The following is a 23,684-nucleotide window of genomic DNA, read 5'->3' on the forward strand; positions in this document are numbered from 1 at the left end:
CTCCGTTCTCAGTCGTATTTATAGAATTTGGAATCCAACAGCAGATCCAGGATCGCGATCGCCGTCACGGCTTCCAATACAGGAATGGCGCGCGGCACGATGATCGGATCGTGTCTGCCTTCAACCGATAATTCCGCATCCGTTTTGTCCTCGATATTGATGGTCTGCTGCAACTTCGTGATGGAAGCTGGCGGCTTGATTGCCACTTTGTAGATGATCGGCATGCCGTCCGTGATGCCGCCTAAAATACCGCCGTTATGGTTCGTGCGGGTCTTGATCTGGTCACCGTCATAATAATAGGAATCATTCGCTTCCGATCCAAGCATTTCTGCGATGCCGAAGCCGCTTCCGAACTCCAAGCCTTTGATGGCAGGCACGGAGAAAAGAATATGCGCCAGAACGGACTCAACGGAATCAAAGAACGGATTGCCGACTCCTGCAGGGATGCCCAATACACAAATTTCTGCGGTTCCACCAACGGAATCGCCGCTGGCTTTTGCTTCGCGGATCAGATTGCGCATTTCCTCTTCAAGCGACTCGTTCAACAACGGCAGTTCTTTATTTGCAAAGCTTTTCAGCATTTCAGGTGTGACTTCCGTGTTCAGGAAGCTGTCATCCTGGATTTTGGCTACGCTTTTCACGTGGCCGCCGATTGTGATGCCTTGCTTTTCAAGCAATTGTTTCGCGATTGCGCCAGCAAACACTAGCGGTGCCGTGATCCGGCCGGAGAAATGGCCGCTGCCGCGGTAATCGTTGAAGCCGTCGTAACGGACATAGCCAGGGTAGTCGGCCTGGCCGGGACGCATCAATTTTTTCATCTGGCCGTAGTCTTTGGAACGCGTGTCGCTGTTGCGGATGATTGCCGCAAGCGGGCTGCCTGTCGTCATGTCGTTGAAGTAGCCACTCAAGATTTCAGGCTGATCTTTTTCTTTCCTTGGCGTCGTCAAAGCCCCTTGCCCCGGCGCTCTGCGTTTCATTTCCTGCAGAACGTTATCCATATCGATCTTATGGCCTGGCGGCAGACCGTCGATGGTGACGCCGATTGCGGAACCATGTGATTCACCGAAGATGGATACCTTTAATTTATTCCCAAATACACCACTCATAATATCTTGCCCCCTATTGCTTTATAGTCTTCCCAAAAATTCGGATACGATTTTGAAACGCACTCGGCATCCGTAACCGTGATCGGTTGTTCGCAGACTGTCGCAGCAATCGCCAACATCATAGCAATGCGGTGGTCCTTGTAGCTCCAGACTGTTTCTCCACCCTTCAGCGATTTGACGCCGTGGATCAGCAGGCCTTCCGGAAGTTCTTCGATGTCAGCGCCCAGTTTCTTCAATACGCTGGCCGTAGCTTCCAAACGATCGCATTCTTTGATCCGCAGTCTGCCTGCATTGATGATTTCGGTTTTGCCTTCGCTCAGGCAAGCCGTCAACGCGACTACCGGAATGATGTCCGGGCATTGCGCCGCATCGATCAGAGTACCGTGCAGCCCATTTGTTGCCGTGCCGATCAAGCCGTTGCCTTGCTGCTCGAAAGAGACGCCCATTGCTTCCAAAATGGAGACGACAGCGCGGTCACCCTGCAGGGAATCCATCGACAGATCGTCCACCAACAGGTCGTTACCCAATGCGTCTGCGCACAGGAAGAAGGCCGCTTGGGAATAATCCCCTTCGACGCGGTAATCCGTCGCTTTGTAGGATTGTCCACCCTTGATCCGGAAGAGTTGATGGCCTTCGTTTTCGATGGTTACACCGAAAGCGCTCATGACATCCAACGTCAAATCGATATAGCCGATCGATTCAAGCGGCGTCGTGATCGTGATGAGCGAATCCCCGCCCAACAACGGCAGTGTGAACAAAAGACCCGTGATGAATTGCGAGCTGACATTTCCAGGAAATGAGAAGTGCCCCGGTTTCAGGTTGCCGTCCACGACCAAATCAAGTTCGCCTTCAGTGGGTTTGTAAGAGATACCTTGTTCTTCGAAAATATCATAGAAGATAGTCAAAGGTCGTTTGCCCAGATTACCTCTACCGATGAAGCGGCTCGCGCCTTGGAAAAGCGTCGAAATCGGTACGACAAAGCGCAACGTCGAACCGGATTCATTGCAATCGATCAGATGTTCAGCGGTTGTTGCGTTCTCATCAGCTTTTGCTTCTGTAATGCATTGTCCCGCACCAGTGATCGTCAAAGTGCTGCCATCCTGCTCAATGATTGCTCCGAATGCCTTCATGGCCTCCGTAGTTGCGATGATGTCATCCGAAAGCGCGATGTTATCGATCTTGCAGGTGCCGTCGGAAAGCGCGGCACAGATGACCGCACGGTGCGCCAAACTCTTTGAAGGCGGGACAGTCACTGTTCCCGATAGTTTATGTGGCTGTATCGTCAAATCCATGGTAATCCTCCTGTTATTTCTTCGATTTTGTTTCTTCTGTTTCTTCTATAGTATAGCTCTACATGTTCTCCAGTTCATCAAAGAAGGCGATGGTTTCATCCTGAACATAGCTGTTGCCGATTTCCTTCAACAGGATGACTTTCAGATGGTCGTCCAAATTCTTTTTGTCCAACGTCATGATCGCCAACAAGCTATCTAAATCAACTTCTTCCATATGCAGTTCCGTAGGCAAGCCGATTTGTTTCGCCAATGCTTCGATTGCAGCGGCCGTACCAGGTTGTGTGAAGCCTTTTTTCTCGGAAAGGCGTGTGATTGCGACCATGCCGATAGCCACCGCTTCACCGTGCGAATATTTCGCATAATTGGTATAGGTCTCCAAAGCATGAGCAATCGTGTGGCCAAAGTTCAGCAGCATCCGTTCGCCGGTGTCCTTTTCGTCCTCTTCCACGACTCTGCGCTTGATGTCGCAGCACGTGTAGAGGATCTTTTCGATGTGCGCCATCATCTCTTCGCGGGTATGCAGCGTCTGCAGGAAACTGAAGAATTCGGCGTCCTTGATGCAGCCGTATTTGATGACTTCCCCGAGACCGTCGCGGAAAAAGTGGTCCGACAACGTGTTCAGCATTTCCGGATCGATGAACACTTTCTTCGGTTGATTGAAAGCCCCAACCAGATTCTTCCCTCTTGCCAGATCGACGCCGACCTTGCCGCCGATGCTGCTGTCCACTTGGGCCAACAAGGAAGTCGGAATCTGGATGAAAGGCACGCCGCGCAGGAAGCTGGCAGCCGCAAAGCCTGCAAGATCCCCAATGACGCCACCACCCAAGGCAATGATCAGTTCACTGCGGTTGAGTTGGAAATCCAACAATTGTTCATATATCAGGGGCAGCATCTGGAAATCTTTCGTCTGCTCGCCGGCCGGCAAGGCAACAACAAGCGTTTCGAAGCCTGCAGCCTGCAGCCCTTTCTCCAATTGGGAACCGTAGTGCGCATTGACGTTATGGTCCGTGATGATGGCAATTTTCTTGCCGCTGTAGATTTTTTTGATTTCTTCCGGAAGACGGTGGCGCAAGCCATTTTCGATCAGGATCGTATAGCTGTTTTTGCCGAGTCCTACATGTAATTCAGCCATTGTCTCACTCCTCATTAAGATTTCGTTGTTTTAAGGAAAGTTCTTCCTTTATTTTACCGCATCCAAATGCTTTCCTTCAATGGCAATCAATTGTTTTACGACAGCCATCAACTCATCGAACTCATTCGGGTTCAGGCACTGTTGGCCATCACTCCATGCGTTCTCAGGATCGTGGTGGATTTCGACCATCAGACCGTTCGCGCCGGACATGACTGCGGATTTGGACATGGATGGCACCAAGTAAGCTGAACCGCCGGCATGACTTGGATCGATGATGATCGGCAAATGGGATAATTTTTGGATGACCGGAACGGCTTGGATATCCAATGTATTGCGTGTTTCCGTTTCAAATGTACGGATGCCGCGTTCGCAAAGGATGACGTTTTCGTTCCCTTCGGACATGATGTATTCAGCAGACATCAACCATTCTTCGTAAGTTGCGGATAGGCCGCGTTTCAACAAAACTGGCGTCTTTGTCTTGCCGACTTCCTTCAAAAGATCGAAATTTTGCATGTTGCGGGCACCGATTTGGATCATATCGACATCCGCCTCGAACGCATCAACGAATTTTGTTGACATCAATTCGGTTACGATCGGCAAGCCCGTCGCTTCCTTCGCCAATTTCAACAAACGCAAGCCTTCCAATTCCAAACCTTGGAAGCTGTATGGGGATGTACGCGGTTTGAAAGCTCCACCGCGGAGGAAGTTAGCACCTGCAGCTTTTGCGCGTTGCGCGATGCTGATGATCTGTTCTTCGCCTTCAACGGAACAAGGACCTGCGATCACGCCGAAGTAGCCGTTACCGATGCGTTGGCCGTCGATTTCGACAACCGTATCGTCCGGATGGAATTTGCGGTTGGCCTTTTTGTAAGGCTCCTGAACTTTCAATACGCGTTCAACGATATGATGTTGCTGAATAGTGTCCATCGATACTTTCGAAGTGTCCCCTACCAAGCCCAAAATAGTCATTGTTTCGCCGATTACCGGGCTCACGATGACCCCTTTATCCGTTAAGCGTTTTGTCAGTTCGTCGATTTCCTCTTTTTTGGCAGTTTTCTTCAAAATGATGATCATGTCTTGTTCCTCCTAGTATGTTTTTGCTTTTAAAAAAATAAAAAGCGGTGCCCATGTTATATGAGCACCGCGTTAAGCTTCGTTATCCAAAAATGCTGTTGCCTGACAATCCGTCCTGCAACCTATTTCTCGCATCCCTTGATGTTTCTCATATTCGCTCTATGCAATTTTTTCCAAACAAAATATCCAGCGCTAAAATAGAAGCCCCAGAATGTAAAGTAAAAGTTTGTTTGTAAAAGATTGATAGCATGCGTGGAACCCATCGGATGACCTCTTCTCTTGTGTATCATTTAATCAGCTGAACTCATAATGAAAACGTCTGATTTCCATCATTATAACAAACACTCTAATCATTGCAATAGTTTTTTTAATTTTTTTTTAATTTAAACTGGGTATTGAAATTTACATGGCAATAATCTACACTTTCCTAAAAGGAGTGAAACTTGATGCAATTTTTCGGATTATTCGGCGAACATCTGAGCCACAGTTATTCAGAAAGAATCCATTCGACTTTTTTCGATCTGATCGGTATGAATGCCGGTTATAAACATATTGAACTGCCCCCTGACGCGTTGGAAGCGGCGATCGAAGGGATCCGCGTGCTTCAGTTTGTCGGCGTCAACGTGACGATTCCCTACAAACAGACGGTGATGCCTTACTTGGACGAAATCACACCCGAAGCGGTGCGCATCGGTGCAGTCAACACAATCAAGGTAAAAGACGGTAAACTGTACGGTGCTAATACCGATTATTACGGATTCGGAACCATGTTGGCTTCGCACGACATCACAATCGAAAACAACACAGCCATGGTTTTGGGTTTCGGCGGTTCCGCCAAAGCAGTCGTTTTATATTTGCTTGATAACGGCATCAATAAGATTATCATCGTTTCACGAAAAAAAGGCTCCCTGACTGATATCCCGGACGATCCGCGCATCTCCTTGATGAGTTATGATGAGATAGCCGACATTTCAGGCGATCTCATCATAAACACGACACCGCTTGGTATGTTCCCTGACAACATTGGCCTCAGTGCGGTACCATTGGAAGTGATCCGTCAATTCCGCGCAGCCGTAGACCTCATCTACAACCCTCAGGAAACGGAATTCCTCCGTTTGGCAAAAACGGCCGGTCTGAAAACCTGCAACGGATTGGAAATGTTGGTGCATCAAGGTATCAAATCCCAGGAAATCTGGCTGGAACGGCCTTTCGAACTGACATTGAACCAAGAAATCTATGAAAAAATAACATCATAACGGGAATAGGTGAAGGATTTGGGAAAAAATATCATCCTGATCGGACTGCCTGGCGCAGGCAAGACGACTTTAGGGAAATTATTGAGCAATATAATCGGTTACCGTTTCATCGATTCGGATGCCTTCATTGAGGAGAAAACCGGTAAAAGCATCACTGACCTCTTCCAAATCGGAGAGGACTATTTCCGCAGCATCGAGTCGGATGCCTATAAAGAAATTGCCAATTTCGAGGATACGATCGTGAGCACGGGCGGTGGTGTCGTCAAACGCAACGAAAACATCGTGGCCTTAAAAAAGAACGGCACAGTCTACTACATCGACCGGGCAGTCGAAGACATCACGCACGACATCGAAGTTTCACATCGGCCGCTGCTGAAGGACGGATTCGAACGGATCTATGCGCTGAAGGCCGAACGCGAGAGCCTTTACCAAGACGCTGCTGATTTCGTCGTCAAGAACGATAAACCGTTGGAAGAGCTCGCTGCGGAAATCATCGCGCGCCACACTGGAGCAGGAAAGGAAGGCAACGCCCATGACACCCCTGAATAAGGAGCTGAATATCACAATCGTCGGCCTGGGCGTAATCGGGGGGTCCTTCGCGATGGCCCTTCACGATGCCGGCTACCGTAATCTTTACGGAATCGACATCGATCAGGCGACTCTGGACAAAGCCAAAGTTCAGCAACTCATCAAGGAGGGCTATCAGGATGGGAAAGATATCCTGCCGCAATCCGATTTGGTGATTTTTTCGCTCTATCCCCGTCTCGTGCATGATTTCATCGTCACTCATAAGGATCATTTCAAACCGGGATCGATTCTGACGGATGCGACTGGCGTCAAAAAATTCTTCATCGAGGATATCCTATCGGTTTTGCCTGCCTCAATCGACTTTGTCTTCGGTCATCCGATGGCCGGACGCGAAAAAAAAGGCATCGATTTCGCCAGCAGTTCCGTTTACAAAAATGCGAATTATATCCTGACGCCACTCCCGTCCAACAAAGAGGAGAATCTTGCTTTTATGGAAGCTTTGATCATGGAGATGGGCTTCGGTCGGATTACGCGCATCTCTGCCGACTACCATGACGAAATGATCGCTTTCACCAGCCAGTTGCCGCACGCGATCGCAGTGGCTTTGGTCAATAGCGATGTTGAAGGCCGCGAAACAGAAAAATTCACCGGTGACAGTTACCGCGAATTGACTCGGATCGCCAAGATCAATGAGGACCTGTGGAGTGAACTTTTCCTAGAGAACAAAGAGTATTTGCTGAAGAGCATCCAGACGTTCGAGGATCAGCTCGACCTGATCAAGGCGGCCATCAAGAACGACGACAGTGTGGCTCTTAAGCAACTTTTCATAAAATCTACCAAGCGTCGGGAAAAATTTGATAGATAAACACCTATTTGATTTTTGCTCGCTGCAAAAAGGATGCCGTTATGGCATCCTTTTTTGCGGCATAAAGTGGCTTGACAAGTTGCGATTCCCGCTGAAGTCGACTAAAATGAGAGTAGATGATATATGCGCTGAATATATGAAAGAAGGCTGAAAAACCATGCGTGAAACGCTGAAAAAATTCAGTTATGCTGTAATCCTGTTCATCTTTGCGAGCTTCATCCTGATCACTGGGTATGAATTTGTGCGGTTCATCCAAACGAGAGGCACCGAGAAGCAAGCTGAGCATTTTCTGCGGCTTGTTCAAGTCGGCTTCGGACTGGTCGCCTTGCTCTTTCCTTCGCTCCTGCGGAAACATACGCGCATCCTCTTACCTCAGAGAATCACCTTTATCTATGCTGTGTTTCTCTATTTGGCTCTCTTGTTGGGCAGTCTTGGCGGGTTCTATGACACGGTTGCCGAATGGGATACCATCCAGCATGCCTTGAGTTCTGCTTTATTTGGGGTGCTCGGATTTTCCGTCATCGCTAATCTGCAAGAGGGAGGCGTCCAAAGATTGAACCTGACACCGGTCTTATCTTCGCTTTTTTCTTTCTGCCTGGCAACAACAATTGGTGTGCTTTGGGAATTTTATGAATTTTTCGCCGACAGCGTCCTGGGCCAGAATACGCAACGAACCATGACGATCGAGGGCGTCCCGCTGATAGGGCAGGCGGCCTTATTGGATACGATGGGTGACCTGATCGTGAACTGCACCGCCGCAGCGATTGTCGCTACCTTGGGCTACTTCGCCTTGAAGAGCAGCGGTAATTGGCTTGAGGCTTATCTCATCACCTTCGATACGGAAACCAAAAATAACGAAACGGACTAGGAGCAAAAAATGATCACTATACATAACCTTTCACAAGACAATATCGAGGCCGCGCTTGCGTTGAGCGTGGATGATTGGCAGCGCAAATACATCCGCCCAAATGCGGAAATGTTTGCGTTGGCTTATGTCCAACCGCAAGAATTATTCCCGATCTCCCTTTATGCAGGGGAAGATCTGGTCGGCTTGGCGTTCGTCAAAAGAGAGTCGAAGACAGCAATCATGACGCTCGAACAGTTCATGATCGGCCACCCCTTCCAATCCAAAAGTTACGGTTCCGAAAGCCTAAGGGAGATTGCAAAATGGATCGAGACGCAATTCGACTGCACACTGCTGCAGGCATCGATCCAGATCGGCAACCAATGGGGACGTGAAACGCTCGAAAACGCCGGCTTCATGAAGCGCGGAACCGATCTTGAAAAACGCGAAATCGAAATGATTTACATTATGAAATAAAGAAAAGCGAGGAAATAATATGAAACCTGGACAATACGAAGCATACATCAAATGGCGCAACAACATGGTCGATCTTTCGGAGGATCTCGATGAGGACGAGGCGGCGCATACGCTCATCTGGGATGCCGCCGATCCGGAAGCCCGCGACGACTTCAACTTGTTGTTGGCTTTCATGACGCTCGACCAAGTGAGTCACCATGAAATGAAACTGTTGGAGAAGCAATACGACAGCGAATTCATCTGATTTTAAAATCATTGCCACGGTACAGTCGACAAAAAAGGCAAGCATTCGGTTTTTTGACCGAACGCTTGCCTTTTTAATATGTATTTTCTTATCGTTTGATCGCGCCGGACTCGGACCTCATGAAATCTTCAACTTCTTCGGCAGAAAACTGGTTGCAGTCGCCATGGATCGTGTGCTTCATACTGGATGCGGCGATCGCGAAATCGACGGTATGCTCCGCTGTATACCCAGAAAGAATACCGTGCAGAACCCCTGCCGCATAAGCATCCCCTCCGCCTACCCGGTCAACGATCGGTGTGATTGTATGCACGTTTGAGAAGGTCGTTTCCCCTTTGCGCCACATCGTCCCTTGGAGCACATTGTGGCTGGCGGAATGCACCTGACGGATTGTGGAGTAGAAAACTTCGATGTTCGGATATTTTTCCGCCATCTTCTCGTAATAATAAGTCACATCTTCCTGTTCGCTCGTATTTTCTGGAATCCCAATCAGATACAAGGCATCTAATTTGCCTGCAGAAAGATAATCAGTCAACGGCAAGACTTGCTGAAGAAAAGCCCCGCATTCGGCCTGCGTCCATAGTTTGGCGCGGTAATTGATGTCGAAACTGACTTTGATCCCGCGTCTTTTCGCTTCCCGCACCAAATCGACCGACCATGCGGCCCAATCCTTGGTGAGAGCGGCAGTGACACCGGAAATATGGAACAGGTTCACGTCCTCGAATAGCTCGTCGAAATCCCATTCCAAGGCTTCCATGCTCGAGAAACTTGAATGGGCGCGGTCATAGACCACCGAAGCGGCACGTTCGCCAACGCCACTTTCCAAATAGTAGGTGCCGAGGCGTTCGCCACCTTTTCTCAGCAAGGCTGTGCAAATTCCGTAGCTTTTCAGATGTTTCCGGACTGCAACCCCCAACGGATTGGCCGGCACTTTGCTTGCGAAAGCCACTTCATGTCCAAAATTCGCCAGACTGATGCCGACGTTCGCTTCCCCACCGCCGTAATGCCCTGTGAAATTTGTGGAATAGGTCATCAATGTTCCTGGATCTGTTGATAGGCGTAACATGATTTCACCCAACGTCAAAATTTTACTCATCTTCTCGCACGCTCCCGATTATATTAATAAACTCTTTTTCTGAACGCGGTTACATACTTCTTACTGGTATGAAGCAACCGACGTGAAATGCATGATACAAAAAACTCACTATATTTCCAAATAGGAAATCTTGTTTTCTTTTAGGAAATACTTTTGTTTCATTATACGGTTTCCTTTTGGTTATTTCAACACCTATGTGAGCGAATTTCTATTTTATTGGCGTTTGAACAGTGGACCGTCACCTAATATTCTGATTTACCCTGAGAATTGAGGCTTCGGGACATTGGATATGAATTACCGCGCAAAAATAACCCGCCAAAATGATTTTGGCGGGGAAAAACAGTTCAAATCACAGTCAAAAAAACCGCCGAAACCACCTTGGCGGGGAAAAACGTCCACGGATAATACGAGATTCCCCGCCAAACCCGTTTTGGCGGGGAGATCCTGTCAAATTCAAACGCGCGAACTCGAACCAGAGTACCAAATCATAACGCCAAATCAACTAATAAACGTATTCGGCCTTCCCAATTCAGCCAACAGATTTTTTTTCGTTTCCAGCACCTTTTCGATGGTCTTTTCGCGCTCGAAGCGGTACTTAGGCGTGCTGACGCTGAATGCGCCATAGATTTTGTTGTCGACGACGAGCGCCGCCCCGATGCAGATGACATCTAGGTCGTTTTCTTCGTCATCGGTGGCAAAACCCAATTCTTTGATTTTTTTCACTTCTGCCTTCAGAACATCCCGATCCGTTATGGTGTTCGGGGTGTCCGCGACTAGTTCGACCCGCTCCAGGTATGCTGTCAACTCTTCGTCGTTGAAGGCAGCCAGCATCGCCTTGCCCATGGCGGAACTGTATAGATGATTGGTGTTTCCGATGCGGGAATTGATGTTGGCGATCGCTTTTTGTGTCTCCAACTTGTTGACGTAGAGGACCTCATCTTTATCCAGTATACCCAAATGAACCGTTTCATCCAGCCCCGCCTGCAGATTCCGAAGGTAGGGATCGGTGATTTTGATGATGTCCAAATTCGCCAGTCGGTTGTTCGCATAGCGGATCAACGCGCTGCCCAAGCTAAAACGCTTCGTCTGCTCGTCCTTCTCGACATATCCGATCAAAAGCAGCGTGTCCAGTATCTTCAGTGCCGTTGGGCTGGACAGACCCGTGTTGGCTGCGATGGCGGCCAGACTCTGGGCTTCCTTGCTGTTCGACAAATGATCGATGATTTTTGCGGCTTTCAGCAGGACCGTTCCATAAGGTTTTTTCTCTTCTTCCATTTTTGACACCCCTCAACTGTTTCCTATTCAGAAATAGTTTACCCCAAAACCAGCATTCCGTACAGAACCATTTCCAAATAAGCAACACAAAAAAAGCGCCCCATCAAAGAGCGCCTTGTTTTGTTAATCAGTTGTTCGGTATCTCGTTCAGTTCTTCCACAAGCTTGACTTGCCAGCCTTCGCCGTCAATCCAGTTGAGTTGGACGCGCGCAATCGTCTCTTTCTGTGTATCCGAGACTGTGGCGGTGACTTGCTGATCGCCGGCATTGCCGATCCACCATTCGACCATGTTATCGGTGCTGATGCCAGTCACGGCAGCAATGGCTTGCTTGATTTCATTCCGGTCAGCGGAGCCGTCACTGTAATCAGTGACATGTTTCCCGGTTTGGGTTGTGCCGATCGGTTCCCAGTCGCCGGTATAGGCCGTGCTGACATTGTCATCGGTGGATGGAACTTCCTCCGTCTCGGTGTCTGATTCCGATTTCTCCTCTGAACTGTTTGCATCTTTTTCCGAAGATTTTTCGGCTGAAGAGGACGTTTTGCTGGGATCATCCGACTCGGTGATGATCATACTTTTTGAGTTAGTTTGATTACCTGCCGCTACGGATGGTTCTTCATCATTCCCGTAAAAAACATTATATAGGAGCACAAGACCCAAAAATGCGGCGGCGATGATGCCCAAGATAACGAGCAGGTTATTGCGTTTATGATTTCGATGTAAATCTTGTCTGGTCGGTTTTTGATTATTTTCGGACATGCGTTAGCCCCCTTCTGAATAATACAAGTTTAGCATATTTGCGATACGGCTGCGTTAAATCCAGTTTACATCTCTGTGTCACAGTCGGCTATTAGCCTGGCTTTTCTTTTGTTTTGAGGCCTTAATCCTGGCCATGAGCCCGAAAAGGCTGTCCACAATGAAGATCGCCAGTGCGATAGCTCCCGATATCTGTAGCGTCAGGACCAGATGTTGCTGTGCGACTGCATACTCTTTATTGATGAAGGAATAGACCGATTGATAAACGCCCGCCCCCGGAACCAAGGCGATGAAGGCTGGGATGAAATAGATCGTCACCGGGGTCTTCAGATAACGAGCGAACAGATGCGCGATCCAAGCGATGAACAGGCTGGCCAGAAAAGTGGCCCCGACGATGTCCAAAAACGACAGTCCGACAAGGTAGACTCCCCATCCCAAAGCCCCGCCCAACGCTCCATACCGAAGCGTCCGTTTCGGAGCTTCCAAAGTGATGGCGATGAAATAAACAGCTACAAAAGCGACGACCATTTCCAAAATGATGTTCAGAAAATTCACCGGATCACCTCCCCGACGACGATCAAACCGGCACCGATACCGATTGCGATGAATACAGCAATCACAAAGGCCTCCAATATTTTGGCCGCTCCCGACATATAATCCCCCCGGAAAGTGTCACGGATGCCGTTCGTCAGCACGGTACCCGGCAACAAAGGCATGATGGCACTGATGATGATCGTATCCGGCTGTATCGGAAACGTCAACAGCTCGGACAAAATGGCCGTCAGCACAGCGATCACAAAACTGGAGACCATATTCTGGATGAACGGGCGGATTTTCCATTTGGCCGCGATGTGCAGAACCAAGGAAACCGCGGCGCTGACCGGAATCATCGCCAGAAAGTCATAGAAGGTGCCGCCCATCAAAAAGATGAACATTTGGATAAAGCCGATCAGCGCAAAACTCTTCTGGCGACCGCTATATTGGATTTCGTCGATGTTCTGCAGCGCATCGTAAGCCTCTTGAATCGTCAATTTGTCTTCGACGAAATTCCGCGAAACGGCATTGACGCGGGAAACCCGATTCAGGTTCGTCGTGCGTTCCGTAATCCGTTTAACGACCGTAATCGCGTGCATATTCGGACTGTCAAGCGTAGCGACGAGCCCGGTCGTCAAAGCCAACGCTTCGGTCATCTGAAGCCCGGTCTTCTTCAAGATGCGCGTCACCGTATCTTCGACACGGTAAGTTTCCGCGTTGCTTTCCAGCATGATTTTACCGGCCAGGACCGCTGTATCCATGTATAATTCAAAATCCATTTCCGGATTAGGTGTAACCGTCATCCAAATCCCCCTTCCTTTTCAAAACATTATTAGTATATGGAAAAGTTTGTAAACTTTACAAGCTCAAATTAAAGCAGCTAGGCTTACATTTCCAGCAGCTGCATCAATTCTTCCTTCGTCAAGGAGGTGACCGATTGGCCGCCTGCCTGGATGACGGAATCGATCATTTCGCGTTTCTGTTCCTGCAATTCGTTGATCCGTTCCTCGATCGTGCCGGTTGCGATCATGCGGATGACTTGGACGACCTTTTTCTGGCCGAAACGGTGCACGCGGTCGGTCGCCTGACTTTCAACAGCCGGGTTCCACCAGGAGTCGTAGAGAATGACGGTATCCCCGCCAGTCAAATTCAAGCCGGTCCCGCCTGCCTTCAGGGAAATCAGGAAAAGATCCTTTTCACCTTCGTTGAAGCGGGTCGTCAAAGTCAGACGGTCCTGATTCGGCGTCTGCCCATCGAGATAGAAATAAGTATTTCCTGTCTCATCCAGCTTTTTGCGGATGATGGCCAGCATTTTCGTGAACTGGGAGAACAAGACGACTCGTCTGCCATTCTCTTTGGCTTCCGCCAAATACTCCATCAACCTTTCCAATTTTCCAGAACCGCCTGTGTAATCGGCCATGACCAAGGCCGGATCGCAACAAATTTGGCGCAGGCGCGTCAGGCCTGCCAAGATTTTGATCCGGTTTTCGTTCAGCGTATCCGCATCCAGCATCTCTTTCGTTTCCTGGCGCATCAACTGCAGCTGCGACAGGTAAACGGTCTTTTGTTTTTCCGTCATTTCGATGTAGGAAATCGATTCGATTTTCGGCGGCAGATCCTTCAGCACATCCCCCTTCAGCCTGCGCAGGATGAACGGTTTGACTTTTTTGGCAATCTGCGCTGGTTCCATTTTCTTGAAATCCGCTCTTGTTCCGAAAAGTCCGGGCTGCGCAATGCTGAAAATGGTGTACAGTTCGGACAACGCATTTTCGATCGGCGTCCCGCTCAACGCGATCTTATTGTTGGCAGTGAGCGCGGAAGCGGCTTTCGTCGTCTTCGCAGTGGCGTTCTTGACGCTCTGGGCTTCATCCAGGATGACGGTGCGGAAGGATTTCCCTTCATACAGATCCTCGTCACGTTGCAACAGCGGATAGGACGTGATCCAAACCGGAATATTCCCTGCAATTGCGGTCGTTACGCAGTTGCTTCTTTCACTCTTCGTGCCGGTGATGAGTTGCGTCCGGATGCCAGGCGCAAACTGCTTGAATTCCTTCTGCCAATTGTAGAGCACGCTGGAAGGACAGATGACCAAATACGGTTTTCCGTCGCCTTCTCCCAGAGAACCGGCGATGAAGCTGATGACCTGCAGTGTCTTTCCGAGTCCCATGTCGTCCGCAAGGATGCCGCCAAAGCCGTAATGATCAAGCCCCTTCAGCCATTTATAGCCTGTTTCCTGGTAAGGGCGCAAGGTAGCATTCAAATCCTCAGGCAAATCGAAGTCAATCTTTTCGGGTTTCTCCATCCGATTGATGAGTGTCATGAAATCCTCATCCTGGTGGACAATCCCCGCATCGGTATCCACCCCGAAAGCCTTATAGAGCGGCAGTGACATCTCTTTTTTAAGATCCTTCAAAGGCACATCCAGCTGCACGACTGCGTCTGTCAGCTCCTTGATTTCCTTTTGGAGCAAGTTGACGATCTTGCCATTAGACAAGCGGTGATACGACTTGTTCGCTGCAATCTGCCGGACCATCTGCTTCAGATCCTCGATATTGATTTCATCGGTGCTGAAGGTCACATCCAAAAGCCGCGACTGGTTGTTCACCTCGATGGCGACTTTCGGCGGCCTGACCGGTTGGTAAAGCAAGTTTTCGACAGCTGCTGTAGTGAATATTTCGCAATGCGGAGCTAGTTTCTCCAGGCCTTCGTAAAGGAAGGCGCTGATTTGGTCCACATCCTGCAGGAAAAGCGTATCCTCAAAAAGGTAGTCATGTTTTCCTGCGTCCATGAACTTTTTGGCGATGACTCTTTCGGCAACCCGATCCCGGATGACCGATTCCGGTGTCAAATCTATGCGCTCCATGGATTCTTTTGTGACATCGATTTTTGCCTCGCCGTAGTTGAAGAACACCTCCAGAATCAAACGCTCCTTTTGCCAATCCAAATAAAGCTCAGTCTTCAACGGGAAGCTTTGATATTTCCCTTGCACCTCATCGGTCAGCAGCACTCCGACAATTTTCCGCAGTGCCGGAACGGCAATCGCCAGGAAATCGGCTGACTTGTCCGGCGGAATACGCATGCCTTCCTTAGCTGAACGGACAAGCATAGCGTTGACAGTCGCCAAGCGTTCCAACGTACTTTGGTTCAGGAAGTAGATTGTTTCGTCAACCAACAGCAATCCGCTATCACCGAAAAGCAGCACCGTTTTCTCAAAATCCTTTATTTCTGAAAAGAGGAGTCCCCCGTCCGGCAATTCACTGACAGCGAAACTGAGCGGCAGCTTTTTGAATTCCGTCACAAATTGTTCCGGGCGCAGCTTCAGCTCCTGCTTCTGGTACTGATTCGTTTTCAGCGACACATTCGCATTTTCGGCTAATTTCAGCAGTATTTCCTTCATCATGCTGTTCGGGATAATGATTTCCTTGCGGTCCTCAACAGTGCGGAGGTCACGTCCCGAAGTACGTGCGGCCTCGGCGATCTGCTTCAGCAGCACAAAAACGGCATGGTCCGCCTCGGTCAATTCATGTTGTTCCGGCGTATAGATGAACTTTTTCCCGAAAGGAAGCTGGTTGCCGTTCAGAATATCATTGACCACCGACTCGCAATCTTTCACCTGGTACAGGTGGTCGAGCCCCACCTTCATCCGCAGACTGAAATTGTGATTGTCCTGGTAAGGTTGGTATGTCAGCATATATTCCACCTGCAAGGGCACGCGCTCGTAAAAATCATTTTCATCCATCAATTCGTACTGGAGGAATCCCAAAAGACGGTTTGTTTCTGCGACATTGTAGTATTTATCTTGTTGAACAGTTGGGTGCGTCTGATTCCTAGTTAGTGGTGTTAATGCAGCAGTCTTCTGCCTATATTCCTCAGCAAGATGCAGCACCGCCAACATCAGGGCGACCAGATGATAGCAAGGCACTTCCGGATTGTTTTGGAAATAATCACATGAGCATTCGTAATCATCAATCTTACCGAACTTGTCCAGTTTTAATTTCCCTGTGTATGTTGCTTTGTCGTGGATTTTGGAAACGACAACCGTCTCAGCTTCGCCAATGGTGACTTCTTTTACGGCTCCACTTTTATACAGACGTCCCCCTTTCTCAAAGGTCATATAGTTGTTCGTCAGATTTTTGATTTCCCGCTTATTGTATGTCGCATTAATCAGCATTGGTTCACACCCTCACACATATAGTCTCTGCTATTTTACCATAGAGCAAGGTGCAGCATGCTACAAAATTGGTGCCGGGTTTGTTGGATGCGACTGATTGCCCTGGGTCGGTGGGTCATATCCGCGAAAAAAAATGTCACTTTGTGTTGACAACGCACTCAATGTGACATACTATATACCCATTAGCACATCACATTAAGAATTGAGGTGGAAAAATGGAACTTACCGATAGGCAAAAACAGATCATCGAAATCGTCAAGAAACAGCAACCGATTTCCGGTGAAAAGATTGCCTCCATACTAGGATTTGCGCGTGCGACGCTGCGCCCTGACTTTTCGCTGCTGACGATGAGCGGCATCCTTCAGGCCAAACCGAAAGTCGGATATCTGATCAACGAGGAGCACACCAACTCCGTGCTGGTCGAACAGATTGCCAAACAAAAAGTCGAAAAAGTGATGGCCATCTCGGTCAACCTCACTAAAGAAACGAGCATCCAAGATGCCATCATCCAGCTTTTCCTGGAGGATTGCGGTTCGCTTTATGTCACAGACAATCGGGAAATACTGGGGATTGTTTCCCGCAAGGATTTGCTTAAGAGCGCGCTGGGCGATTCCGATCTGAATGCCATCCCGGTCGGAATGGTCATGACGAAGATGCCAAATCTGTACACTGTCTTCAGTGACACGTTCGTTGTCGATGCCACGAAATTACTCGTAACCCATCGCGTCGACAGTTTGCCAGTCCTTTCCCGTTCCGTGTATGAAGAAACCGGGAAAAAAGAGGTCATCGGAAAATTTTCGAAATCGACCGCCAGCAGATTGTTGCTTGATATATTCAACAAAGACCTTTAGGAGGAAAGTGTGCAAATGGACCTTAATGCGATTTACTTAGTATCCGATTCCATCGGTGAAACAGCTGATGTGGTGATCCGCTCTGCCCTCTACCAATTCGAGACGGAAAATTACCAACTGAAGAAATATTCTTACGTGCAGACAACCGAGGAAATCGACGAAATCTGTGCAAAAGCGGCCGAAGATGAGAAAGCAATGATTTTCTATACCTTCGTGAAAAAGGAAATGGCCGATTACATGAAAGAGCGGATCGAACAATCCAATCTGATTGGTGTCGACATCTACAGTCCAATCCTGACTGGTTTGGGGCAACTGTTCCAGCTTCCAGCCAAAGAAAAACCGGGCATCAATCGCCAACTCAATGAGGACTATTTCAACCGCGTCGAAGCCATCGAGTTTTCCGTCAAATATGACGACGGACGCGATCCACGCGGCATCGAAAAAGCCGATATCGTACTGGTCGGCGTGTCACGCACCTCCAAAACGCCGCTGTCGATCTATCTTGCCAATAAGAACGTGAAAGTCGCGAACATCCCGCTCTTCCCGGAATCGAAGCCGCCGAAAGAAATCTTCACGATTGCCCCTGAGCGGATCATCGGCCTGGTAAATTCACCGAAAAAGCTCAATGAAGTCCGCAAAGAGCGCCTGAAAACGTTGGGTCTGCCGCCATCCGCCAGCTACGCCGGCATGGAACGCATCCTCGAGGAACTTGAATACGCAGACCAGATCATGAAACAGATTGGATGCGAAGTCATCGATGTTTCGAGCAAAGCGATCGAAGAAACAGCAGACCACATCCTGCACTACATGGATGTCATGAATATCAGCCGCAAGCAACTATAAACCACTCACAAGGAGGAAAAGTATATGACTATGACGAAGCAATGGGTTTACCGTTTTTCAGAAGGCAAAAAAGAACAAAAGATGTTATTGGGAGGAAAAGGCGCCAACCTCGCCGAGATGACCAATCTCGGCCTGCCCATCCCTCCAGGATTCACGATCACGACGGAATCCTGCATCCATTATTTCGATGAAGGACGGACACTTTGGACTACGATCCAACAGCAGATTGATTCCGCCCTCATTGACCTGGAAAACGCGGTCGGGAAATCGTTCCATGACCCGGCCAACCCGTTGCTGGTATCAGTCCGTTCCGGTGCCGCCTTCTCAATGCCTGGCATGATGGATACAATCCTGAATTTAGGGCTGAACGATGCATCCGTTGCCGGTCTGTCAGAACAGACGCAGAACCCGACATTCGCTTTCGACAGCTACCGTCGTTTCATCCAGATGTTCGCCGATGTCGTGAAATCCGTTCCGCGCATCCATTTCGAGTCGATTCTGGATACAGTCAAAAATGAGAACGGTTACCAGTTCGACAACCAATTGACTTTGGATGACTTGACCGACTTGGTCGCGCAATACAAAGCCGTATACCAACGCGAAACAGGCGAAACTTTCCCACAGGAACCGCTGGATCAATTGCATCAAGCGGTCCAAGCCGTCTTCTCATCATGGAACAATGAAAGGGCTATCCTTTACCGCGATATCCACAACATTTCGCACAATCTGGGCACAGCGGTCACCGTTCAAAGCATGGTGTTCGGAAACCGCGGCAACGATTCGGGTACCGGTGTGGCCTTCACGCGCAATCCGGCGACCGGCGAGAAAAAACTGTTCGGCGAATTCCTGATGAATGCGCAAGGCGAAGATGTCGTGGCCGGCATCCGCACCCCATTGGACATCGACACCTTGGAGGAAGTGATGCCCACCGTCTACAACGAATTCAAGGCTATCGCTGAAAAACTGGAGGAACACTACGCCGATATGCAGGACATCGAGTTCACGATTGAAAAAGGCAAACTGTACCTGCTGCAGACCCGCAACGGGAAACGGACAGCTGCCGCAGCTGTCGCAGTAGCCGTTGATTTGGCCGACGAAGGCCTGATCACGAAAGAAGAAGCCATTATGCGCATTGAAACCGGCCAATTGGACAAATTGCTCCACCCTACTTTCGACACGAAAGCACTTGAGGAAGCTACGATATTGGCGACCGGACTTGGCGCTTCGCCAGGAGCGGCATCCGGGCATATCTACTTCTCCACAGCTGATGCCGAAGCAGCACAAAAAGACGGCCTGCCGGTCATTCTGGTCCGCCGGGAAACCTCCCCTGAGGATTTGGCGGGCATGATGAGTTCGGAAGGCATCCTGACTGCACGAGGCGGCATGACTTCGCACGCGGCAGTCGTGGCCCGCGGTTTGGGCAAATGTTGTGTGGCCGGCTGTACGGCAGCAGTCATCGATGAAGAAAACAAAACCGTCGTCATCGATGCTGTCACGCTTCACCAAGGCGACCTGCTTTCGATCGATGGCGCAACCGGCAGAGTTTACGCCGGCACCATCGCCAAGCAGAACCCGACTTTGGGCGGAAAATTCAGCACCTTCATGGATTGGGTCAATGAAATGAAAGTGCTGCAAGTCAAAGCCAATGCGGACTCCCCGACCGACGTCAAACAGGCATTGTCCCTGGGCGCGGAAGGCGTCGGCCTTTGCCGGACCGAGCACATGTTCTTCCATAAGAACCGGATTCCGGTTGTTCGTCAGATGATCCTTTCCCGGACGTTGGAAGAACGCAAAAAGTACTTGGTTGAACTATTAGAAATGCAACGTCAGGATTTCCAGGACATGTTCGCCCTGTTGCAGGATCGTCCGATGACCGTCCGCCTGTTGGATCCGCCGTTGCATGAATTCCTACCAACAGCGCATGCGGATAAAATTGCACTGGCGGAAGCGATGGGAGGCAGCCTAGCAAACTTGGAGGCACACATCGATTCCTTGCATGAAGTCAATCCAATGCTTGGGCACCGCGGCTGCCGTTTGGCGGTCACTTACCCGGAAATCTACCGGATGCAGGCGCGCGCCATCATCGAAGGAGCCCTCGCTGCTTCCGAAGAAACCGGCAGCACGATTACTCCCGAAATCATGATTCCCTTGGTCTGCGACGTCGACGAGCTGCGCTATGTCAAATCGGAAATCGTAGCGGAGATCGAAGAAGTATTCGCTGAAAAGGCTACAACCATTCCTTACCTGATCGGAACCATGATTGAGATCCCGCGCGCTGCCGTCACTTCCGACGAAATTGCAACGGAGGCCGATTTCTTCAGCTTCGGTACGAACGACATGACACAGATGGGCTTCGGCTTCTCCCGCGATGACGCCGGCAAGTTCCTGCAGGAGTATGAAGACAAAGGCTTGCTGAAGCCGAATCCTTTCCACTCATTGGACGTCAAAGGCATCGGCAAACTCGTCAAATTATCCGCAAAATTGGGACGCGAAACAAATCCTGGCTTGGTGCTGGGCGTCTGCGGTGAACACGGCGGAGATCCTGATTCTATCGCCTTCTTCTCAAGTATCGGTTTAGATTACGTTTCTTGCTCACCATACCGCGTGCCGATCGCCCGCTTGGCTTCCGCGCAAGTAGTGATCAAAGAAAACAGAGCGAAAATGTCTGTTCAGAAAGCTGCTGTTTTGAGCGTCACGATCTGATCCAGTTGAAAACAACCCCACCAGCGATAGTCATTGCTGGTGGGGTTGTTTTTGTTCAGATTTAGGATTGTCGGATGCCATTCAGCATTCGACAATTTGACCGAAGATCATCATCAGTGTGTCGGATAACCCCGCTTTATCCGACAATCTCAAAGGCCAACATCCACATACGGATCCCTGATTGCGTTCCTTCGAACATTCCTGCTCTTTCTGCTTATTGGTTATTATTCTTATATTGTCCGGATTCTATTGTCAACAAGGCGAAAATGTGGCAGTATAGAAGCATCTTCCGCCTTGGGAAAAGGCCGGAAATGAGAAGTCAGAAGACAGTATTTCAAAATAATGGAGGAATAAAAATCATGATGGAATTACCTAATTGTCCGAAATGCGGCTCCGCTTACACTTACGAGGATGGCGCGATGTTGGTTTGCCCCGAATGCGCGCACGAATGGAGCGCGGATGCTGCGGAGGCAGCAAGCGAAGATCAATTGATCGTCAAGGACGCGAACGGCAACCTACTACAGGACGGCGACACTGTTACAGTCATCAAAGACCTGAAAGTCAAAGGCAGCTCGAACGCCTTGAAAGTCGGAACAAAGGTCAAAGGCATCCGCTTGGTGGAAGGCGACCACAACATCGACTGCAAAATCGACGGTTTCGGCGCTATGAAGTTGAAATCCGAATTCGTCAAAAAAGCATAATAGCGAATCCAAACGAAAAAACTGGCGAGGCACCCCGAAAGGGCTCCTCGCCAGTTTTTTTTATGTTTACATCCATTTGGGTGATACGTTACCATTCTATCCGGCCTCACGCCTTTCATCAGTACGATGGCTGTCACTCCTGACAACTAGGAGATATACGTCGGATCACCGTTCCTTTCCGTTGTGTCTTATTTTGAGAAAGATTAATGGTTACCACCCCCGTTTAAGGCTCGTACTCATGATGATAAGCCCTGCTGATTCTATTCAGAACCAACAAAAAACACATGCAAAAAGCACGTGTTCTGTCGGGCAAAAGAATGAATGGGAAGATTGTTGCACAACAGATCCGCACTGACCTTGAGAAGCGCGCATTTGCAAATTCAACAAGTCCATCCGACTCACTCCCTCGTTTTCGATTGAAAAGTATATTGCCCTTGCCTATCATCTTACCTCCATTATACTAAGATAATCCCCGCGGCTCAATTAATTTACCGATTCCTTACAGAAATAAAATATTCCCCTTTTCCAAGCCGAATCGTCCCCTTTGTAAGGGCTATCCTTTGACATTTTCCGGCGGCTTGCATACAGTTAAAGCAAAGCCACTCACGAGCATAACAGCAAAGTTTGTCGCATAGAAACAAGGAGGTTGACCCCTAATGACCACAATCATGATCACTGGCGCAAGCGGTAATATAGGAAGAGTTTTGGTGGATCATCTGAAGAAAAGCTACGAACTGACTTTGGTTGATATCCATTTCCATGACGTCGAGCCGACCCTTTTGGAGGGAACCATCGTCAAGGAACTGGACCTGACTGTCGTCGGCAACTGGGATGGCCTGCTGGAAGGGATCGATTACGTCATCCATCTGGCCGCAAACCCTTCGCCCTATGCTGCTTTCGACGATTCACTTATTAGTTTGAACTACAAAATGCCCTACTACCTGTTCAAGGAATCATCAAAATACGAGAACTTTGTCAAGCGCATCATCTTTGCGAGTTCCTTCCATGCCGTCAGCGCCTACCCGAAAAATGTGCAGGTTCCCGTCGATGCCCCAGTCCGTCCCGGCGATCTTTACGGCGTCTCAAAAGCCTATTTGGAGAGCTTGGCCAGCCATTTCGCCTTTACCGAAGGCCAAGAATCGATTGGCCTCCGCATCGGCAACTTCGATGAAAACCTCGACAATCCATTCATCAATGAAGCAGACTTGGCCGAATACGTGTCGCCCCGGGACTTTTGTCATCTCATCGATTGCGCTCTCAACGCCACGCTGATTGAGCCGTTCCTTTTGGTGAATGGACTGTCGGACAATCGGTTCCCGCGCCTGGACATCTCGCAGGCACGCACAGCCATCGGTTATCGGCCACTCGACGATGCCTTTGTGATGAAGGGCTTCTTTAAGGATGACAACGGTGATCCTGTCGAGCTCTCCAACAATGAGCATTGATCCGCCGATTTTATTGATATTTTCCCGTTTTTGTACGATTTCGCCCACATCCACCACTAAAGGCTATTGAAGAGCCAGAATCGAACTGATATGATGTTTATTGGAGACAAAAGATGTTTCAGATAGACGGAAGGATGTACAATAAATGGCGAAAAAGAACAAAGGCAACCAAATCCAACGCAGAAATGTGACCCCAACAATACCCGAACTACATAAAAATAAACAAGCAGCGGCGAAGAAAAATCTGCCGGTGGATGAAGACCCAACATTGCAAAATTCCTATAATATCACGATGTACGGTATGTTGATAGGCGCATCAATCGGCTACTTCGCCGGCAATGTGACAATCGGTTTCGGTATCGGTGCACTGATCGGTGGCGTTATCGATTTCTACTTGAATACTCAGAAGAAAAAGAAACGCGAAGCCATCCTGAAGGCACAGGCTGAAAAAGAGCAGAAATAGGTCATTTTGCACAAATGATCGTTCAGGCTGCCG

At 49.2% G+C, this 23,684-nt stretch carries 22 protein-coding genes; 12 read left to right on the forward strand and 10 right to left on the reverse strand.

Annotated elements, in window-relative coordinates; translation table 11 throughout:
* Positions 1-8: 8 nt before the first annotated feature.
* Genes aroC through aroF form a run of 4 tightly spaced genes read right to left on the reverse strand, consistent with a single transcriptional unit; the run spans position 9 to position 4,604 of the window.
* A complete protein-coding gene (aroC, locus tag WBM30_RS00250) occupies positions 9-1,106 on the reverse strand; it encodes a chorismate synthase (RefSeq protein ID WP_424898843.1) in 1,098 nt (365 codons plus the stop codon).
* Positions 1,103-2,398, reverse strand: coding sequence for a 3-phosphoshikimate 1-carboxyvinyltransferase (gene aroA / locus WBM30_RS00255; RefSeq protein ID WP_424898844.1), 1,296 nt, complete (start codon positions 2,396-2,398; stop codon positions 1,103-1,105). The genes aroC and aroA overlap by 4 nt, the downstream gene beginning before the upstream one ends.
* Before the next feature lie 58 nt (positions 2,399-2,456).
* The gene (aroB, locus tag WBM30_RS00260; protein ID WP_424898845.1) at positions 2,457-3,530 is read right to left on the reverse strand and encodes a 3-dehydroquinate synthase; all 1,074 of its coding nucleotides are present in this window, start codon (positions 3,528-3,530) and stop codon (positions 2,457-2,459) included.
* A gap of 48 nt (positions 3,531-3,578) precedes the next feature.
* Positions 3,579-4,604, reverse strand: coding sequence for a 3-deoxy-7-phosphoheptulonate synthase (aroF, locus tag WBM30_RS00265; RefSeq protein ID WP_424898846.1), 1,026 nt, complete (start codon positions 4,602-4,604; stop codon positions 3,579-3,581).
* Positions 4,605-5,050: 446 nt separating this feature from the next.
* Between aroF and aroE the strand changes: the two genes are divergently transcribed.
* From aroE to WBM30_RS00295, 6 genes are all read left to right on the forward strand, one after another.
* Entirely contained in the window at positions 5,051-5,860 is an 810-nt protein-coding gene (aroE, locus tag WBM30_RS00270) for a shikimate dehydrogenase (RefSeq protein WP_424898847.1), read from the forward strand.
* Positions 5,861-5,878: 18 nt separating this feature from the next.
* Positions 5,879-6,409 carry a shikimate kinase gene (locus tag WBM30_RS00275; RefSeq protein ID WP_424898848.1) on the forward strand — a complete coding sequence of 177 codons (531 nt, stop codon included), beginning with the start codon at positions 5,879-5,881 and terminating at the stop codon, positions 6,407-6,409.
* Positions 6,393-7,253, forward strand: coding sequence for a prephenate dehydrogenase (locus tag WBM30_RS00280; RefSeq protein WP_424898850.1), 861 nt, complete (start codon positions 6,393-6,395; stop codon positions 7,251-7,253). Before WBM30_RS00275 ends, WBM30_RS00280 begins: the two co-directional genes overlap by 17 nt.
* Positions 7,254-7,410: 157 nt before the next feature.
* Positions 7,411-8,121 carry a hypothetical protein gene (locus WBM30_RS00285; RefSeq protein WP_424898851.1) on the forward strand — a complete coding sequence of 237 codons (711 nt, stop codon included), beginning with the start codon at positions 7,411-7,413 and terminating at the stop codon, positions 8,119-8,121.
* Positions 8,122-8,130: 9 nt separating this feature from the next.
* Positions 8,131-8,574: a hypothetical protein gene (locus WBM30_RS00290; protein WP_424898852.1), complete on the forward strand. Its 444-nt coding sequence runs from the start codon at positions 8,131-8,133 to the stop codon at positions 8,572-8,574.
* Positions 8,575-8,593: 19 nt separating this feature from the next.
* Positions 8,594-8,818 (forward strand): hypothetical protein, encoded by a 225-nt coding sequence (locus WBM30_RS00295; RefSeq protein ID WP_424898853.1) that lies wholly within the window; start codon positions 8,594-8,596, stop codon positions 8,816-8,818.
* 88 nt (positions 8,819-8,906) lie between these two features.
* Here the strand turns inward: WBM30_RS00295 and WBM30_RS00300 are convergent, their stop codons facing one another.
* The 6 genes from WBM30_RS00300 to WBM30_RS00325 all read right to left on the reverse strand — a co-directional run bounded on the left by WBM30_RS00300 (position 8,907) and on the right by WBM30_RS00325 (position 16,645).
* Positions 8,907-9,911 carry a PfkB family carbohydrate kinase gene (locus WBM30_RS00300; protein ID WP_424898854.1) on the reverse strand — a complete coding sequence of 335 codons (1,005 nt, stop codon included), beginning with the start codon at positions 9,909-9,911 and terminating at the stop codon, positions 8,907-8,909.
* Positions 9,912-10,409: 498 nt separating this feature from the next.
* Entirely contained in the window at positions 10,410-11,186 is a 777-nt protein-coding gene (locus WBM30_RS00305) for an IclR family transcriptional regulator (protein WP_424898855.1), read from the reverse strand.
* 127 nt (positions 11,187-11,313) lie between these two features.
* Positions 11,314-11,943, reverse strand: a complete 630-nt coding sequence (locus WBM30_RS00310) for a YrrS family protein (RefSeq protein ID WP_424898856.1) — start codon at positions 11,941-11,943, stop codon at positions 11,314-11,316.
* A 78-nt stretch (positions 11,944-12,021) separates the two neighbouring features.
* On the reverse strand, positions 12,022-12,495 hold the full coding sequence (locus WBM30_RS00315) for a threonine/serine exporter family protein (RefSeq protein ID WP_424898857.1): 474 nt from the start codon (positions 12,493-12,495) through the stop codon (positions 12,022-12,024).
* Positions 12,492-13,277, reverse strand: a complete 786-nt coding sequence (locus WBM30_RS00320) for a threonine/serine exporter family protein (protein ID WP_424898858.1) — start codon at positions 13,275-13,277, stop codon at positions 12,492-12,494. Before WBM30_RS00320 ends, WBM30_RS00315 begins: the two co-directional genes overlap by 4 nt.
* Before the next feature lie 83 nt (positions 13,278-13,360).
* On the reverse strand, positions 13,361-16,645 hold the full coding sequence (locus tag WBM30_RS00325) for an SNF2-related protein (protein WP_424898859.1): 3,285 nt from the start codon (positions 16,643-16,645) through the stop codon (positions 13,361-13,363).
* 215 nt (positions 16,646-16,860) lie between these two features.
* Between WBM30_RS00325 and WBM30_RS00330 the strand changes: the two genes are divergently transcribed.
* The 6 genes from WBM30_RS00330 to WBM30_RS00355 all read left to right on the forward strand — a co-directional run bounded on the left by WBM30_RS00330 (position 16,861) and on the right by WBM30_RS00355 (position 23,651).
* Positions 16,861-17,496: a CBS domain-containing protein gene (locus WBM30_RS00330; protein WP_086987566.1), complete on the forward strand. Its 636-nt coding sequence runs from the start codon at positions 16,861-16,863 to the stop codon at positions 17,494-17,496.
* Between the two features lie 15 nt (positions 17,497-17,511).
* Positions 17,512-18,339: a pyruvate, water dikinase regulatory protein gene (locus WBM30_RS00335; RefSeq protein ID WP_424898860.1), complete on the forward strand. Its 828-nt coding sequence runs from the start codon at positions 17,512-17,514 to the stop codon at positions 18,337-18,339.
* 30 nt (positions 18,340-18,369) lie between these two features.
* Positions 18,370-21,042 (forward strand): pyruvate, phosphate dikinase, encoded by a 2,673-nt coding sequence (ppdK, locus tag WBM30_RS00340; RefSeq protein WP_424898880.1) that lies wholly within the window; start codon positions 18,370-18,372, stop codon positions 21,040-21,042.
* 362 nt (positions 21,043-21,404) lie between these two features.
* Positions 21,405-21,743 carry a zinc ribbon domain-containing protein YjdM gene (locus WBM30_RS00345; RefSeq protein WP_424898881.1) on the forward strand — a complete coding sequence of 113 codons (339 nt, stop codon included), beginning with the start codon at positions 21,405-21,407 and terminating at the stop codon, positions 21,741-21,743.
* A gap of 656 nt (positions 21,744-22,399) precedes the next feature.
* Positions 22,400-23,188, forward strand: coding sequence for an NAD-dependent epimerase/dehydratase family protein (locus WBM30_RS00350; protein WP_424898861.1), 789 nt, complete (start codon positions 22,400-22,402; stop codon positions 23,186-23,188).
* 145 nt (positions 23,189-23,333) lie between these two features.
* Positions 23,334-23,651 carry a hypothetical protein gene (locus WBM30_RS00355; protein WP_424898862.1) on the forward strand — a complete coding sequence of 106 codons (318 nt, stop codon included), beginning with the start codon at positions 23,334-23,336 and terminating at the stop codon, positions 23,649-23,651.
* Positions 23,652-23,684: the final 33 nt, after the last annotated feature.

It is taken from the genome of Trichococcus sp. (assembly GCF_049684335.1).
Taxonomy (GTDB): Bacteria; Bacillota; Bacilli; order Lactobacillales; family Aerococcaceae; genus Trichococcus.

Bases quoted from the DNA above. Each gene is read 5' to 3' on its own strand.
- aroC (WP_424898843.1), bottom strand. From the start codon at position 1,106: ATGAGTGGTGTATTTGGGAATAAATTAAAGGTATCCATCTTCGGTGAA.
- aroA (WP_424898844.1), bottom strand. From the start codon at position 2,398: ATGGATTTGACGATACAGCCACATAAACTATCGGGAACAGTGACTGTC.
- aroB (WP_424898845.1), bottom strand. From the start codon at position 3,530: ATGGCTGAATTACATGTAGGACTCGGCAAAAACAGCTATACGATCCTG.
- aroF (WP_424898846.1), bottom strand. From the start codon at position 4,604: ATGATCATCATTTTGAAGAAAACTGCCAAAAAAGAGGAAATCGACGAA.
- aroE (WP_424898847.1), top strand. From the start codon at position 5,051: ATGCAATTTTTCGGATTATTCGGCGAACATCTGAGCCACAGTTATTCA.
- WBM30_RS00280 (WP_424898850.1), top strand. From the start codon at position 6,393: ATGACACCCCTGAATAAGGAGCTGAATATCACAATCGTCGGCCTGGGC.
- WBM30_RS00285 (WP_424898851.1), top strand. From the start codon at position 7,411: ATGCGTGAAACGCTGAAAAAATTCAGTTATGCTGTAATCCTGTTCATC.
- WBM30_RS00290 (WP_424898852.1), top strand. From the start codon at position 8,131: ATGATCACTATACATAACCTTTCACAAGACAATATCGAGGCCGCGCTT.
- WBM30_RS00295 (WP_424898853.1), top strand. From the start codon at position 8,594: ATGAAACCTGGACAATACGAAGCATACATCAAATGGCGCAACAACATG.
- WBM30_RS00300 (WP_424898854.1), bottom strand. From the start codon at position 9,911: ATGAGTAAAATTTTGACGTTGGGTGAAATCATGTTACGCCTATCAACA.
- WBM30_RS00305 (WP_424898855.1), bottom strand. From the start codon at position 11,186: ATGGAAGAAGAGAAAAAACCTTATGGAACGGTCCTGCTGAAAGCCGCA.
- WBM30_RS00310 (WP_424898856.1), bottom strand. From the start codon at position 11,943: ATGTCCGAAAATAATCAAAAACCGACCAGACAAGATTTACATCGAAAT.
- WBM30_RS00320 (WP_424898858.1), bottom strand. From the start codon at position 13,277: ATGACGGTTACACCTAATCCGGAAATGGATTTTGAATTATACATGGAT.
- WBM30_RS00325 (WP_424898859.1), bottom strand. From the start codon at position 16,645: ATGCTGATTAATGCGACATACAATAAGCGGGAAATCAAAAATCTGACG.
- WBM30_RS00330 (WP_086987566.1), top strand. From the start codon at position 16,861: ATGGAACTTACCGATAGGCAAAAACAGATCATCGAAATCGTCAAGAAA.
- WBM30_RS00335 (WP_424898860.1), top strand. From the start codon at position 17,512: ATGGACCTTAATGCGATTTACTTAGTATCCGATTCCATCGGTGAAACA.
- ppdK (WP_424898880.1), top strand. From the start codon at position 18,370: ATGACGAAGCAATGGGTTTACCGTTTTTCAGAAGGCAAAAAAGAACAA.
- WBM30_RS00345 (WP_424898881.1), top strand. From the start codon at position 21,405: ATGGAATTACCTAATTGTCCGAAATGCGGCTCCGCTTACACTTACGAG.
- WBM30_RS00350 (WP_424898861.1), top strand. From the start codon at position 22,400: ATGACCACAATCATGATCACTGGCGCAAGCGGTAATATAGGAAGAGTT.
- WBM30_RS00355 (WP_424898862.1), top strand. From the start codon at position 23,334: ATGGCGAAAAAGAACAAAGGCAACCAAATCCAACGCAGAAATGTGACC.